Origin of the sequence: Ensifer sp. R-19 (genome assembly GCF_049905105.1) — a bacterium.
Lineage (GTDB): Bacteria > Pseudomonadota > Alphaproteobacteria > Rhizobiales > Rhizobiaceae > Ensifer.
Genome location: NZ_CP184569.1, coordinates 3845604 through 3859122 on the forward strand (window position 1 = coordinate 3845604; position 13519 = coordinate 3859122).

The window sequence follows — 13519 nt, forward strand, 5'->3', positions numbered from 1 at the left end:
CGCATTTTTTTGAGGTACCGTCCATGACCAAAGCCACATCCTCTGCCCCTTCACAGCGCATGCTGCGCGTCGGCGAACAGGTGCGCGCTGCCATCACCCAGGTTCTGCAGCGCGGCGAGGTCCGCGATCCCGTGATCGAGAAGACCGTCATCGCGATCTCGGAAGTGCGCATGTCGCCGGATCTGAAGATCGCCACGGCCTATGTCACGCCGCTCGGCGTGCCCAATCATGACGAAGTCATCGACGCGCTGAACCGCAATGCCAAGTACATCCGCGGCCGTCTCGGCCCCCAGCTTCGGCAGATGAAATACATGCCCGACGTTCGTTTCCGCGACGATACGAGCTTCGACAACTACAAGAAGATCGATGAGCTGCTGCGCTCGCCGGAAGTCAGCCGCGATCTCGACCAGTCCAGCGAAGACGAAGAATAGTAGATTTCATGTCCAAACCGCGTAAGCCCAAGGGCCGCCCGATCTCGGGCTGGCTGATCCTCGACAAGCCGCTCGACTTCGGCTCCACCGAAGCCGTCTCGAAGATCAAGTGGCTGTTCAAGGCCCAGAAGGCCGGCCATGCCGGCACACTCGACCCGTTGGCCTCCGGTATGCTGCCGATTGCACTCGGTGATGCGACGAAGACCGTTCCTTACGTGATGGACGGTCGCAAGATCTACGAATTCACCGTTGCCTGGGGCGAGGAACGCTCGACCGACGATCTCGAAGGCGAGGTCACGCATTCCTCGACCGAACGACCGAACGAAGAGGCGATCCGCGCGCTGCTGCCGAAATATACCGGCGTCATCAGCCAGGTGCCGCCGCAGTTCTCTGCGATCAAGATCGACGGCGAGCGTGCCTACGACCTCGCCCGCGATGGCGAAACGGTCGAAATTCCGGCTCGTGAAGTCGAGGTGCACCGCCTGACGCTCTTGGGTGCCGCTCCCAATCTCGCGCATTTCGAAATCGAGTGCGGCAAGGGCACCTATGTGCGTTCGCTCGCGCGTGACATGGGCCGCGATCTCGGTTGTTTCGGCCACATCGCCTCGCTGCGCCGCACCTTTGTCGCACCGTTTGGTGAAGAGGACATGGTGCCGCTCGCCGATCTGGTGGCGCTGGAGAAAATCGAGAGCGACGTAGAACGCCTGGCGGCGCTCGACGCCTATCTGATCGAGACCGGTGAAGCGCTTTCTAACCTTCCGCATGTTGCCGTCAACGATGATCAGGCGCACCGCCTGAGAATGGGCAATCCCATCATCCTGCGCGGCCGCGATGCGCCGCTTGCGACGCCTGAAGCCTATGCGACGGCACGCGGCAAGCTGGTCGCCATCGGTGAGATCGCCGAGGGTGAGTTCCGCCCGAAGCGTGTTTTCGCCACCGGCTAAGCGCCCGGAAGCGTTTGCCTTTGCCCCATCCTTGACGCATGATCCCCGGCATGGGCTTCCAATCCATCCGAGGTGATTCCGTTTCCGTCCCGTGCTCCGGAGCCGATTGGCGATCGCACCGTCTCCCGCGGCGCGCGCCGAAAGCGGCTGTGTGCCGGCGCGGAACGAAGAAGGGCGACTGAGGTGACGGGCGTGCTGGACGAAGAAAAGCGGAAGGCTGCGAACGGTCTGGCGACGATCGTCGATCTCGTTCGTCATCGCCTGACCCGGCCGTTCAGTTTTTATCTGACGTCGCTGCTCCTGGTGGCCATCGTTCCGGCCTTCATTTTTTCGCTCGTCGTGCTGAAGCGCAGCGTCGACCAGCAGGAACAGGTGATCACGGCGCTGCTGCAGGCTTCGACCGGGTCGGTGACGCGCATCGTCGAACGTGACATCGAGGGCATGCTGACGACGCTCAAGGTGCTGTCGACATCGCAAGAGATCGAAGACGGCAATATGGAGGCCTTCTACCGCAGGGCCGCCACGGCGCTCGCCGAAACGGACTCCTACCTGATCGTCATCGACCGCAAGCACAACCAGCGGCTCAACACCAGGGTGCCTTTCGGTGCGCAACTCAGCAAAGCCTCGGATACGGGCTCGGTCGAGCGGGCCTTCACCAACAATGGTGCGCCGCTCGTCTCCAACGTCTTCTTTGGCCAGACCGCTGGAAAGTGGGTTTTCAACGTCTACCTGCCGGCGAAATTGGCGACCGGTGAGGAGTATCTGCTGACGCTGACGCAAAACGCCGAGAACATGGCCAAGGCCGTCAACCGCGACACGCTTTCTCCCGGTTGGAACGCGGCACTCGTCGATGGCGCAGGCAAGGTCATCATCTCGTCGGATGCGGCCGTCAAGGCCGGGGAACCATTCTTCCTCGACAAGGTGCCGGCGATCAGCATCGGTGTCCGCAACATCAAGGAAAACGGCACTAAATATCGCGTCGCGACCGAGTTTTCCGTCGTCACGGGATGGCGGATCATCGCCTGGGCGCCTAGCGCGACCGTCGATGCACCGGCCGTCTGGTCGTTCCTGTGGCTGTCGCTCGGCGGCATCATCTTCGCGGGCATCGCGATTGCCGGCTCGCTGGCGATTGCGCGGCTGTTGTCGCAGGGCGTCAAGCTCGTGGCGCAGGATGCGCGCCGTCTCGGCGCCGGCGAACGGATCGAATCGCGGCCGCACATGATCTCGGAGGTCGAGCAGGTCTCGGCAGCGCTCGCACGGGCAGCGGCGGCGCGCGGCAAGGCTGAAAACGAGATCCGCTTCCTCATGCGCGAGGTGGCGCATCGCTCGAAGAACCAGCTTACCGTCATCCAGTCGATGCTGAACCAATCGGTCTATTCGGCCGAGAGCGCGTCGGACTTCGCCGACAGCTTCCGCAAGCGCATTGCCGGACTCGCGCGCTCCACCGACCTGATGATCACCAACGCCGCGCAAGGGGTCGATTTCCGCGAGCTCGCCCAGAACCAGTTGCAGCCGTTTACGCCTGACGATCCGAAGCGCGTGATCTTCTCCGGCCCGGCTCTGAGGCTCGACACGCAGATCGCCCAGACCCTCGGCATGGCCCTGCACGAGCTCGCGACCAACGCCACCAAATACGGAGCGCTCGCCAACACCACCGGGGTCGTCAAGCTGAGCTGGTCGCTGGAGGATGAAGGCATTGCCATTCGCTGGCGGGAGGAGGGCGCGGATCTCGCCGACAAGCCCTCCGATCCGGTCCGCAAGGGCTTCGGAACACTGGTGCTGGAGCGCATGCTCGGCATGGCGCTGAACGCCGCGCTGGAGCGGGTGATGCATGCCGATGGCATCGAGTGGCGGATCACCATTCCGCGCGAGGCGAAGGACGAAGATTCGTGAATGCGGATGGGCCCCTTTAAAAACGGCGCGAAGGTCGGCCGGAGCGTCGATCGCGACCGTCGGAAATCGGCCGCGACCGACAAGCTTCCGAGGCCCTCCGGAAGCCCATCGGGGTGCAGGTCCATGACCCTTTCCTTTTTCATCCAATTCGTTTATAGGCACGCCAGCAAAAGGCGCATGCCCGTTGCATTCACGGCTGCAGCTGGACGACATCCCGGCTGACGGCGTCCCTAAATCCTCGAAATCGAAAGGATCATCCGATGTCGATTGCTGCAGAGCGTAAGGCTCAGCTCATCAAGGAATTTGCAACCGTTGAAGGCGACACCGGTTCTCCGGAAGTCCAGGTTGCTATCCTGACGGAACGGATCAACAACCTGACCGAACACTTCAAGGGCCACAAGAAGGATAACCATTCCCGCCGTGGTCTGCTCGCAATGGTTTCCAGCCGTCGTTCGCTCCTCGACTATCTGAAGAAGAAAGACGAAGCGCGCTACACCAAGCTGATCGGTGCCCTGGGCATCCGTCGCTAAGCGACTTATCCGGCGGGTCTTTGCGGCCCGCCGGCTTTTTTATGGAGCGTTCAACGCTCAAGCAATGATCTCTCCGGCCGCTTAGGAAGCGTGGCACCAGGAGAGAATCCAGCGAACCGGATGGGCCGGTATCGCGGATCAACCGATGGCCCGTCATGGGGCAGGATTGCAGGATGCTTCGGCTCTGCTTGCCGGAACGCCGCAGATAAGCGGCGCGGGAAGCGGAAACAAGCCGATTTCAAGCGTGAAGCCTCCCGTTGTCTTGCCCGTGATGCGCCATTTCATGCGGCCCCTCGACCACCCGCGCTGCAACAGCCGCGGAAAGGTCCGCCGCACATGAAGGACAGAACATGTTCGATACCCACAAGGTTGAAATCGAATGGGCTGGGCGTCCGCTCAAGCTCGAAACCGGCAAGGTCGCCCGTCAGGCTGACGGCGCCGTCATCGCCACCTACGGCGAAACCGTCGTTCTCGCCACCGTCGTTTCGGCCAAGTCGCCGAAGCCGGGCCAGGACTTCTTCCCGCTGACCGTCAACTACCAGGAAAAGACCTACGCTGCCGGCAAGATCCCGGGTGGTTACTTCAAGCGCGAAGGCCGTCCGAGCGAGAACGAAACGCTCGTTTCGCGCCTGATCGACCGTCCGATCCGTCCGCTTTTCCCCGATGGCTACAAGAACGATACCCAGGTCATCGTCACGGTCATGCAGCATGACCTCGAAAACAACCCCGACGTTCTGTCGATGGTTGCCGCTTCCGCAGCGCTGACGCTGTCGGGCGTCCCGTTCATGGGCCCGATCGGCGGCGCGCGCGTCGGCTACATCAACGGCCAGTACGTGCTGAACCCGCATCTCGACGAGATGGACGAATCGACGCTCGACCTCGTTGTCGCCGGCACCCAGGAAGCGGTGCTGATGGTCGAATCGGAAGCCAAGGAACTGGCTGAAGACGTCATGCTCGGCGCCGTCGTCTTCGGTCAGAAGGGCTTCCAGCCAGTCATCGACGCGATCATCAAGCTCGCTGAAGTCGCTGCCAAGGAGCCGCGCGAATTCGAACCGGAAGATCATTCCGCGCTCGAAGCCGAAATGCTCGGCATGGCCGAAGCCGAACTGCGCGACGCCTACAAGATCACCGAAAAGGCTGCCCGCTACACTGCCGTCGATGCCGTCAAGGCGAAGGTAAAGGCACACTTCTTCCCGGAAGGTGCGGAGCCCAAGTACACCGCTGAAGTCATCGGCGCCGTCTTCAAGCACCTGCAGGCCAAGATCGTTCGCTGGAACATCCTCGACACCAAGAGCCGTATCGACGGCCGCGATCTGGAAACCGTTCGTCCGATCGTCTCGGAAGTCGGCCTTCTGCCGCGTACCCACGGTTCGGCGCTCTTCACCCGCGGTGAGACGCAGGCGATCGTCGTTGCCACGCTCGGCACCGGCGAAGACGAACAGTACGTCGACAGCCTGACCGGCATGTACAAAGAACGCTTCATGCTGCACTACAACTTCCCGCCCTTCTCGGTCGGCGAAACCGGTCGCATGGGCTCCCCGGGCCGTCGCGAAATCGGTCACGGCAAGCTCGCCTGGCGCGCTATTCGCCCGATGCTGCCGGAAGCCGAGCAGTTCCCCTACACACTGCGTGTCGTATCCGAGATCACCGAATCCAACGGCTCGTCGTCGATGGCGACGGTTTGCGGCACCTCGCTCGCTCTCATGGACGCCGGCGTTCCGCTGGCAAAGCCGGTTGCCGGTATCGCCATGGGCCTGATCAAGGAAGATGAGCGCTTCGCCGTTCTCTCCGACATCCTCGGCGACGAAGACCACCTCGGCGACATGGACTTCAAGGTTGCCGGTACCGACGCTGGTATCACCTCGCTCCAGATGGACATCAAGATCGAGGGCATCACCGAAGAGATCATGGGCATTGCGCTCAACCAGGCCAAGGGCGGCCGTCTCCACATCCTCGGCGAAATGGCCAAGGCCATTTCCGAAAGCCGTGGCCAGCTCGGCGAGTTCGCTCCGCGCATCGAAGTCATGAACATCCCGGTCGACAAGATCCGCGAAGTCATCGGCTCCGGCGGCAAGGTCATCCGCGAAATCGTCGAGAAGACCGGCGCGAAGATCAACATCGAAGACGACGGCACCGTGAAGATCGCCTCCTCGTCCGGTAAGGAAATCGAAGCGGCCCGCAAGTGGATCCACTCGATCGTCGCCGAGCCGGAAGTTGGCCAGATTTATGAAGGTACCGTTGTGAAGACCGCCGACTTCGGCGCCTTCGTCAACTTCTTCGGCGCCCGCGATGGCCTCGTCCACATCTCGCAGCTCGCTTCCGAGCGCGTTGCCAAGACGACCGACGTCGTCAAGGAAGGCGACAAGGTCTGGGTCAAGCTCATGGGCTTCGACGAGCGTGGCAAGGTTCGCCTTTCCATGAAGGTCGTCGACCAGGCCACCGGCAAGGAAGTTGCTGCCGAGAAGTCTGAGAAGAAGGGCGACGGCGAAGCCGCCGAATAAGCGAGCTTCACCCGAATGCATTCGGGGCGCGGGGCGGAACGCTCCGCGCCCCTTTCTTGTAGGAAGATGACGGATAGACCGATGAGCCGAGATGCGTTGAAGACCCTGTTTTACCCGTTCGATAGCGGTGTGATCGACCCCCCGGGCGAAGGCGAGCGTGTTCTCTTTCTCGGCGCCGAGGCGGGCTACAGGCTGCCCAAGGGCTTCGAAGCCTCGATCGCCGCCGTTCAGCCGTTGCGGCCGCTCTATCGCGCCCTGGAGGCCATGCGCGCCGATGTGACGCCCGAGATCACCGGCGAGGACTACGACGTTACGCTGGTGCTCTGTGGCAAGCACAAGGGCGAGAATGAGGACCGGATCGCCGAGGCGCTGAAGCGCACCCGCGAGGGCGGCCTGATCGTCGTTGCCGGCGGCAAGGAAGACGGCATCCAGTCGCTGAAGAAGCGGATCGCCAAGTTCGAATGGGACGGCGATCATCTGCCGAAATATCACGGCGTCGCCTTCTGGTTCACCCGTCCCGAAGACGTCACCGACGCGGTGCACAAGCTCGCCAAGGTGCCGGTGCGCGTCGATGGCCTGTTCGAGGCTTCGCCGGGCATGTTCTCACACGACCGCATCGACGCGGGTTCGGAACTGCTCGCCTCGCGCCTGCCGAACGATTTTCACGGCCATGCCGCCGATTTCGGCGCCGGCTGGGGCTATCTCGCCGTCAAGCTCGCTGAAGCCTCGCCGGGCCTCAAGGGCGTCGATCTCTTCGAAGCCGACCATGAGTCGCTCGAAGCCGCGCGCGTCAACATGATGGCAAACGCGCCGTCGACGCCGGCGCGCTTCCACTGGTTCGACCTGACGAGTGAAGAGCCGCGCGACAAGTACGATCTCATCGTCATGAATCCGCCCTTCCACGAGGCCCACGCCGCCGAGCCGACGCTTGGCATTGCCATCATCAAGACGGCGCTGAAGGCGCTGAAGCAGGGCGGAAAGCTGATGCTGGTCGCCAACCGCGGCCTGCCCTACGAGCAGGTACTGGCCGAGAACTCCAAGGAATACGGCGAAACCTGCCGCAACGCCCGTTTCAAGGTGCTCTGGGCGAAGCGCTGAAGCCCATCAAGGATTAAGCAAGGAGCCGGGCAATCGCCCGGCTTTTTTCGTTCCGGGTCTACAGCGCCGCGCGTCTTATCAGACGCGCAAAGGTCGCTGTAGCACTTTGATTTTCTGCATGTCTTCGTCCTCAAATCGAGGTCGATTTAAGGAGACATGCAGTAGCGCCCCGGCCAACGGGCAGCGACAGTTTGCCTGTTGCCATCGCCCCTGTTCGGGCTCACCATGACGTCGTCGGTATTTCTCGTCGGAGGATGAGTGCCATGACGTGGGGAGTGAACAGGCCGCCCTTGACCGAGGATGCGGCCGAGGCTGTTGCCAAGGACATCAAGCATGCCGAGGGACATGGAGCGACCTCCGAGGTACCCATGTCGTTCCTGAAGAGCCTCTATCACCTGCCGCTGGAGCCGGGGCGGCGCACGCACACGGGGTTCATCGTGCTGGCGATCGTCGTCGCCGTGCTCGCACTGTTTCTATTTCCCTGAGCGGCTCAATGAATGACAAAGCCCGCGGATCGAGGCCGGTCCGCGGGCTTTGTTCTGTTTTCCGGTAAGTTGAGAGTGTTACTCGACGTCGGCCGTCCGCAACGTGTCGAGTGCCGGCATCGAGGTGATGTTGTAGCCGGAATCGACGTAGTGGATTTCGCCGGTGACGCCGCGCGACAGGTCCGAGAGCAGGTAGAGCGCGGAATTGCCGACGTCGTCGATGGTGACAGTGCGACGCAGCGGCGAATTCTTCTGCTGCCAGGAGAGCATCGCCCGGGCGTCGGAAATACCGGCGCCGGCAAGGGTGCGGATCGGGCCGGCGGAGATCGCGTTGACGCGAATGCCGCGCACGCCGTAGTCCGCCGCGAGGTAACGCACGGAAGCCTCGAGCGCCGCCTTGGCAACGCCCATGACGTTGTAGTTCGGCATGACGCGCATCGAGCCGCCATAGGTCAGCGTCAGCATCGAGCCGCCGTCATTCATCAGCTCGGCAGCACGCCTGGCGATTTCGGTGAAGGAGAAGCAGGAGATCACCATCGTGCGGCTGAAATTGTCGCGCGAGGTGTCGGCATAGAGGCCCTTCAGCTCGTTCTTGTCGGAGAAGCCGATGGCATGCACGATGAAGTCGAGATTGCCCCAGCGTTCCTTGATCGCATCGATCACGGCATCGACGGACGCAATGTCCTCGACATCGCAAGGCAGCAGGAAGTCCGAGCCGAGCTCGCCGGCAAGCGGCTTGACGCGCTTGCCGAGCGCTTCGCCCTGGTAGGTGAAGGCGAGTTCCGCCCCTTGCGCCGCAAGCGCCTTGGAAATGCCCCAGGCAATGGAATGGCTGTTGGCCACACCCATGATGAGGCCACGCTTTCCGGTCATCAGTCCCGTCATGGTGTTATCCGTTGTAGCGCTGGAAGACGAGCGTCGCATTGGTGCCGCCGAAGCCGAAGGAGTTCGACAGAACCGTATCGATCTTGGCATTGTCGATGCGTTTGCGAACGATCGGAACGCCCTCGAATTCGGGGTCGAGTTCGGTGATATGCGCACTTTCGCCGATGAAGCCGGCCTGCATCATCAGGAGGCCGTAGATCGATTCCTGCACGCCGGCAGCGCCGAGCGAGTGGCCGGTCAGAGACTTCGTCGACTGGATGTGCGGCATCTTGCTGCCGAACACTTCGCGGATCGCGCCGATTTCCTTGCTGTCGCCAACAGGCGTCGAGGTGCCGTGGGTGTTGATGTAGTCGACATCGCCCTTCACCGTCGAAAGCGCCTGGCGCATGCAGCGGATTGCGCCTTCGCCCGAGGGAGCCACCATGTCGTAGCCGTCGGAGGTCGCGCCGTAGCCGACGATTTCGGCGTAGATCTTCGCACCGCGGGCCTTGGCGTGTTCCAGTTCTTCGAGAACGAGAACGCCGGCGCCGCCGGCAATGACGAAACCGTCGCGGTTGACGTCATAGGCACGGGACGCGGTCGCCGGCGTCTCGTTGTATTTCGAGGACATGGCGCCCATGGCGTCGAAGAGGTTGGACATCGTCCAGTCGAGATCCTCATGGCCGCCAGCAAACATCACGTCCTGCTTGCCCCACTGGATCATCTCGGCAGCATTGCCGATGCAGTGCGCCGAGGTCGAGCAGGCCGAGGAGATCGAGTAGTTGACGCCGTGGATCTGGAACCAGGTGGCGAGCGTCGCGGACGCCGTGGACGACATCGCCTTCGGAACCGCGAATGGGCCGATGCGCTTCGGGCTCACATTCTTGCGGGTGACGTCGGCGGCTTCGACGATCGTGCGGGTGGACGGACCGCCCGAGCCCATGATGATGCCGGTGCGCTCGTTGCGGGCAACGACGGTTTCTTCGAGGCCGGAGTCGGCGATTGCCTGTTTCATCGCCACGTGGTTCCAGGCGCCGCCCTGCGACAGGAAGCGCATGGCGCGACGGTCGACGAGCTCGGTCGGATCGAGCGACGGGGCGCCCCAGACCTGGCACTTGAAGCCGTTCTCCGCGAAATCGGGAGAAAACGTGATGCCCGACTTTGCATCGCGCAGCGACGCGGTGACTTCGTCCGCGTTGTTTCCGATCGAGGAAACGATGCCGAGGCCCGTGACAACAACCCGTCTCATGATACTGACCTTTTCTTTATTTCGTTCGGTGCAGGTAGGCCTGGACTACTCGGCCTTATCCTTGGACAGACCGACGCGCAGGTCGGTTGCCTGATAGATAGTCTCGCCATCGGCCTTCAGCCAGCCGTCGGCGGTGCCAAGCACGAGCCGGCCGCGCATGACGCGCTTGAAGTCGATGCCGTATTCGAGAAGCTTGGTGTGGGGACGAACCATGCCCTTGAACTTCACTTCGCCGGTGGAAAGCGCCATGCCGCGGCCAGGCTCGCCGAGCCAGCCGAGGTAGAAGCCGGTCAATTGCCACATGCCGTCGAGGCCGAGGCAGCCCGGCATGATCGGATTGCCCTGGAAGTGGCAGGGAAAATACCAGTCATCGGGGCGCACGTCGTATTCGGCGCGCAGATAACCCTTGTCAAAGGCACCACCCGTTTCGGAAATCTCGGTGATGCGATGAACCATCAGCATCGGCGGCAGCGGCAGCTGCGCGTTGCCAGGGCCAAACAACTCGCCACGGCCGCAGGCCAGGATTTCCTCGTAGCTGAAGCTGGATTGTCTGGTGGTCATGAATGGATGCTTCCCCGAATGACTTAACGTGTTGTCCGATCTGCTTTAGAGCAAGTTCGGCTTGAAATGAAGCGTGGCGAACCCGAACCTTCTCGTTTCCGGCCAGGTTACCGCCGCCTCAGATGGCATTTTCGTTCCGCCGTCGCTTACAGGATCAATGTGGGCGCGACCAGAGTTAATTGCCAGCCTTCCCCGAGTTTGACCGGTTTTTCGGGCTTTGCAACGCATGTTTGACCGAGAATCTATTGAAAGCGCGGGGCGCAAAAGTTATATCGCAACGGAAGTATTGTGAATTTCGCCGGGATACATGGAACGACCCTTGATGACGAAAGCAACAGAAGTGAGTTCGGAAGAAAGGCTGCGTCACTCAGGCCTGCGTCCGACCCGTCAGCGCGTTGCCCTCGCCGATCTGATCTTTGCCAAGGGTGACCGTCACCTGACCGTCGAGGAACTGCACGAGGAGGCTGTCATGGCCGGGGTGCCTGTTTCGCTCGCAACCGTCTACAATACGCTGCACCAGTTCACCGAGGCCGGCATGATCCGTGTCCTGGCGGTGGAAAGCGCCAAGACCTATTTCGACACCAACGTGTCGGATCACCATCATTTCTTCGTCGAGGGCCAGAACGAGGTACTCGATATCCCCGTCAGCAACATCCAGATCGACAATCTCCCGGAACCGCCCGAGGGCATGGAGATTGCGCATGTCGACGTGGTGATCCGCCTGCGCCGCAAGAACGGCCGCTGATCCGACCGAGGTCGATCATCAAGATAAATTGATTGCAGATCTTGCGTCTGTCGGCGTGTGAGCCTTCACATCACGTCGTCGGGATCGCGACCCGGCAACGCCTTGCCCGTCGGCAGGGTCCAGCCAAACTTGAGCGCGCCGCCGCGCACGGCAAAGGCGGAGAGAACACCCAGTGTCGACGTTGCCACAAGCGGCAGGCCCGCGACCGTTGCAAGCACGAAGGCGCCGGCGCCGACGAGCGCCGCCGTAACATAGATTTCCGGCCTCAGAAGCACGGAAGGCTCGCCGGCGAGCATATCGCGTAAGACCCCGCCGAAGGTGGCGGTCAGCATGCCGGTGACAAGTGCCACCGTCGCCGAGCCGGTGGCAGCATACCCCTTCGCAGCGCCCATGACGCAATAGGCTGAAAGGCCGATCGCATCGAGCCAGACGAGCACCCGGTAGCGCGAGCCGAAGAGATGGGCGGTGAAGAAGAGGATGACCGCCACGGTGGCGCAGACCAGCAGATAGGTCGGGTTGGTGACCCAGAAGACCGGTGTCGCGCCCAAAACGACATCGCGCATCGTGCCGCCGCCGATCCCGGTCACCGAGGCGAGGAAGAGATAGCCGATGATGTCGAGCTGCTTGCGTGACGCCGACAGCGCTCCGGTCGCTGCGAAGACGGCCACACCGGCGTAGTCGAGAATTTCGAGGATCGGCATGGACGCTCCGGGCAAGATTCGGCGGTTCGCTTTGAAGCTGGGCTATCTCGTGCCCCGCCGTCAACTCTCAGGGCGCCGGCAGGATCGAGGGTGTCCGCCCGGCGAGGTGATAGGCGAGGAGGCCGATCCATTCGCGCACCGCCGTCGTCGTCAATTGTGCGTTGAGCGACGGCTGGGTGAAGTCGAAGCTAAGGCCAAGCTTGCCGCTGGTGCGGTAATCCGTCGGCCAGGGAATGACCGGGATGTCGAGCGCGCGGAAGAGCCCGACCGAACGGGGTATATGGAAGGCGGAGGTGACGAGTGCGCAATTCGAGAGCCCATTCGCCGCCAGCAATTCCTTGGTGTTACGGGCGTTCTCGAAGGTCGTGCGCGATTGTTCTTCGCGAATCAGCCGTTCGCCGCCGACGCCGAACGCGGCGAGGAAGCCCTGCGAGGCCTCGGCGTCGCCGGCATAGGCGCCGCTGAAGGAGCCGTCACCGCCGGAAACCAGAATACGCGCCTCGGGGTAGCGCTTGGCGAGCGCCACCGTCTCGATGAAGCGGTCCGCCGCCTGGTTGAATTCCATGCCGCCGCGGCCTGCCATCACCTCGTTCTCGAAGGCGCCGCCGAGCACGATAATGCAGGAGAGCGTTGCAGGTGATGGCGAGGGGCGCGCGAAGCGGTCTTCGAGCGCCTGGAGGGCGTAGGGGCCGGCGGTGGTGAACAGGCTGACGAAGAGCACCAGCGCGCCAAGCCCGCCGAGGAAGCCGCCGGTGCGGCGCAGGCCCGCCGCCGTCGCCAGCAGCCCGGAAAAGGCGGCGAAGAACGAGAACGACAGCGGCTGTGCGGCCAGCCAGAAGATTTTCGAGATCAGGAACATGGCATCAGCTTCTGCGTTCCGATGCTTAACAAATTATAAACGCGCGCTGGAGGGGCCGGCTGCACCGATGTGTGACTGTGCGGTTTGGCCGCCTCGTTCGCCTTCGCGCAAGGTCTCTCGCGTAGACTATTCATCCGAACGTTGCACGGGTGGGGTCGGCCACCACTTTCATTTGAAGCCGAAAGGAGTATCATCCGGGAGATGACCACGATATCGGGCTTCAGATCCCAGCTGTTTCGTGCCGCCAATGAGGTCCATGAGCTCACCCCGGTGCAGGCACAACGGCTGCTCGAAGGCGCAGTGGCGCTGATCCGCTGCATGCGCGAACAGACCGGCATGGAACCGAACACCGATGCCCCTGATGTCACCAATATTCTGCTCGACATTGCCGCCTCCGCGCCCAACCGATCGGAACGCGAAATCCGCAACGCCCTGCTCGAGTCGGCCGACATCATCCGGTTGCTGACGATGATCCTGGATTCGCTGGACGAGTTGGAAAGCAGTGAGGGACCTTGAAGGTCCATCGGTCATCAATCGAAGAAGAAGTTTGGTGGAGCTAAGCGGGATCGAACCGCTGACCTCTTGCATGCCATGCAAGCGCTCTCCCAGCTGAGCTATAGCCCCATATCGGGTTCCGGCTAGGCCGGTCCGGGAAATT

Annotated in this window: 14 protein-coding genes and 1 tRNA gene; 9 read left to right on the plus strand and 6 right to left on the minus strand. The window is 62.3% G+C overall.

The window, feature by feature from the left end:
* Positions 1-23: 23 nt before the first annotated feature.
* The 7 genes from rbfA to ACN9MO_RS18525 all read left to right on the plus strand — a co-directional run bounded on the left by rbfA (position 24) and on the right by ACN9MO_RS18525 (position 7882).
* Positions 24-431: a 30S ribosome-binding factor RbfA gene (gene rbfA, locus ACN9MO_RS18495; RefSeq protein WP_063893313.1), complete on the plus strand. Its 408-nt coding sequence runs from the start codon at positions 24-26 to the stop codon at positions 429-431.
* An 8-nt stretch (positions 432-439) separates the two neighbouring features.
* Positions 440-1375 (plus strand): tRNA pseudouridine(55) synthase TruB, encoded by a 936-nt coding sequence (truB, locus tag ACN9MO_RS18500; RefSeq protein WP_113131958.1) that lies wholly within the window; start codon positions 440-442, stop codon positions 1373-1375.
* A gap of 183 nt (positions 1376-1558) precedes the next feature.
* The gene (locus ACN9MO_RS18505; RefSeq protein ID WP_113131959.1) at positions 1559-3268 is read left to right on the plus strand and encodes a sensor histidine kinase; all 1710 of its coding nucleotides are present in this window, start codon (positions 1559-1561) and stop codon (positions 3266-3268) included.
* Positions 3269-3528: 260 nt separating this feature from the next.
* Positions 3529-3798 (plus strand): 30S ribosomal protein S15, encoded by a 270-nt coding sequence (gene rpsO / locus ACN9MO_RS18510; RefSeq protein ID WP_029742369.1) that lies wholly within the window; start codon positions 3529-3531, stop codon positions 3796-3798.
* A 350-nt stretch (positions 3799-4148) separates the two neighbouring features.
* Positions 4149-6299, plus strand: coding sequence for a polyribonucleotide nucleotidyltransferase (pnp, locus tag ACN9MO_RS18515; protein ID WP_113131960.1), 2151 nt, complete (start codon positions 4149-4151; stop codon positions 6297-6299).
* Positions 6300-6380: 81 nt separating this feature from the next.
* A complete protein-coding gene (locus ACN9MO_RS18520) occupies positions 6381-7397 on the plus strand; it encodes a class I SAM-dependent methyltransferase (RefSeq protein WP_113131961.1) in 1017 nt (338 codons plus the stop codon).
* Between the two features lie 263 nt (positions 7398-7660).
* Positions 7661-7882, plus strand: coding sequence for a hypothetical protein (locus tag ACN9MO_RS18525; protein WP_058324522.1), 222 nt, complete (start codon positions 7661-7663; stop codon positions 7880-7882).
* Positions 7883-7960: 78 nt separating this feature from the next.
* Here the strand turns inward: ACN9MO_RS18525 and fabI are convergent, their stop codons facing one another.
* From fabI to fabA, 3 genes are read right to left on the minus strand one after another with little or no spacing between them, the layout of a single operon-like run.
* Positions 7961-8767 (minus strand): enoyl-ACP reductase FabI, encoded by an 807-nt coding sequence (gene fabI, locus ACN9MO_RS18530; protein WP_113131963.1) that lies wholly within the window; start codon positions 8765-8767, stop codon positions 7961-7963.
* Positions 8768-8771: 4 nt separating this feature from the next.
* Positions 8772-9995, minus strand: coding sequence for a beta-ketoacyl-ACP synthase I (fabB, locus tag ACN9MO_RS18535; RefSeq protein ID WP_058324524.1), 1224 nt, complete (start codon positions 9993-9995; stop codon positions 8772-8774).
* A 45-nt stretch (positions 9996-10040) separates the two neighbouring features.
* Positions 10041-10556: a 3-hydroxyacyl-[acyl-carrier-protein] dehydratase FabA gene (gene fabA, locus ACN9MO_RS18540; RefSeq protein ID WP_029742379.1), complete on the minus strand. Its 516-nt coding sequence runs from the start codon at positions 10554-10556 to the stop codon at positions 10041-10043.
* Between the two features lie 322 nt (positions 10557-10878).
* On the opposite strand from fabA, the gene irrA reads away from it, so the two are divergent.
* Positions 10879-11301: an iron response transcriptional regulator IrrA gene (gene irrA, locus ACN9MO_RS18545; RefSeq protein ID WP_057247827.1), complete on the plus strand. Its 423-nt coding sequence runs from the start codon at positions 10879-10881 to the stop codon at positions 11299-11301.
* A gap of 65 nt (positions 11302-11366) precedes the next feature.
* Here the strand turns inward: irrA and ACN9MO_RS18550 are convergent, their stop codons facing one another.
* Together ACN9MO_RS18550 and ACN9MO_RS18555 are read right to left on the minus strand one after the other, a co-directional pair.
* A complete protein-coding gene (locus ACN9MO_RS18550; RefSeq protein WP_057247828.1) occupies positions 11367-12002 on the minus strand; it encodes a trimeric intracellular cation channel family protein in 636 nt (211 codons plus the stop codon).
* Between the two features lie 67 nt (positions 12003-12069).
* Positions 12070-12861, minus strand: coding sequence for a YdcF family protein (locus ACN9MO_RS18555; RefSeq protein WP_113131964.1), 792 nt, complete (start codon positions 12859-12861; stop codon positions 12070-12072).
* Positions 12862-13062: 201 nt separating this feature from the next.
* Here ACN9MO_RS18555 and ACN9MO_RS18560 point away from each other — a divergent pair, with 201 nt between their 5' ends.
* Positions 13063-13377, plus strand: a complete 315-nt coding sequence (locus tag ACN9MO_RS18560) for a hypothetical protein (RefSeq protein ID WP_110877824.1) — start codon at positions 13063-13065, stop codon at positions 13375-13377.
* Between the two features lie 32 nt (positions 13378-13409).
* Here the strand turns inward: ACN9MO_RS18560 and ACN9MO_RS18565 are convergent.
* A tRNA-Ala gene (locus tag ACN9MO_RS18565) sits at positions 13410-13485 on the minus strand.
* Positions 13486-13519: the final 34 nt, after the last annotated feature.

Bases quoted from the DNA above. Each gene is read 5' to 3' on its own strand.
- rbfA (WP_063893313.1), top strand. From the start codon at position 24: ATGACCAAAGCCACATCCTCTGCCCCTTCACAGCGCATGCTGCGCGTC.
- truB (WP_113131958.1), top strand. From the start codon at position 440: ATGTCCAAACCGCGTAAGCCCAAGGGCCGCCCGATCTCGGGCTGGCTG.
- rpsO (WP_029742369.1), top strand. From the start codon at position 3,529: ATGTCGATTGCTGCAGAGCGTAAGGCTCAGCTCATCAAGGAATTTGCA.
- pnp (WP_113131960.1), top strand. From the start codon at position 4,149: ATGTTCGATACCCACAAGGTTGAAATCGAATGGGCTGGGCGTCCGCTC.
- ACN9MO_RS18520 (WP_113131961.1), top strand. From the start codon at position 6,381: ATGAGCCGAGATGCGTTGAAGACCCTGTTTTACCCGTTCGATAGCGGT.
- ACN9MO_RS18525 (WP_058324522.1), top strand. From the start codon at position 7,661: ATGACGTGGGGAGTGAACAGGCCGCCCTTGACCGAGGATGCGGCCGAG.
- fabI (WP_113131963.1), bottom strand. From the start codon at position 8,767: ATGACGGGACTGATGACCGGAAAGCGTGGCCTCATCATGGGTGTGGCC.
- fabB (WP_058324524.1), bottom strand. From the start codon at position 9,995: ATGAGACGGGTTGTTGTCACGGGCCTCGGCATCGTTTCCTCGATCGGA.
- fabA (WP_029742379.1), bottom strand. From the start codon at position 10,556: ATGACCACCAGACAATCCAGCTTCAGCTACGAGGAAATCCTGGCCTGC.
- irrA (WP_057247827.1), top strand. From the start codon at position 10,879: ATGACGAAAGCAACAGAAGTGAGTTCGGAAGAAAGGCTGCGTCACTCA.
- ACN9MO_RS18550 (WP_057247828.1), bottom strand. From the start codon at position 12,002: ATGCCGATCCTCGAAATTCTCGACTACGCCGGTGTGGCCGTCTTCGCA.
- ACN9MO_RS18555 (WP_113131964.1), bottom strand. From the start codon at position 12,861: ATGTTCCTGATCTCGAAAATCTTCTGGCTGGCCGCACAGCCGCTGTCG.
- ACN9MO_RS18560 (WP_110877824.1), top strand. From the start codon at position 13,063: ATGACCACGATATCGGGCTTCAGATCCCAGCTGTTTCGTGCCGCCAAT.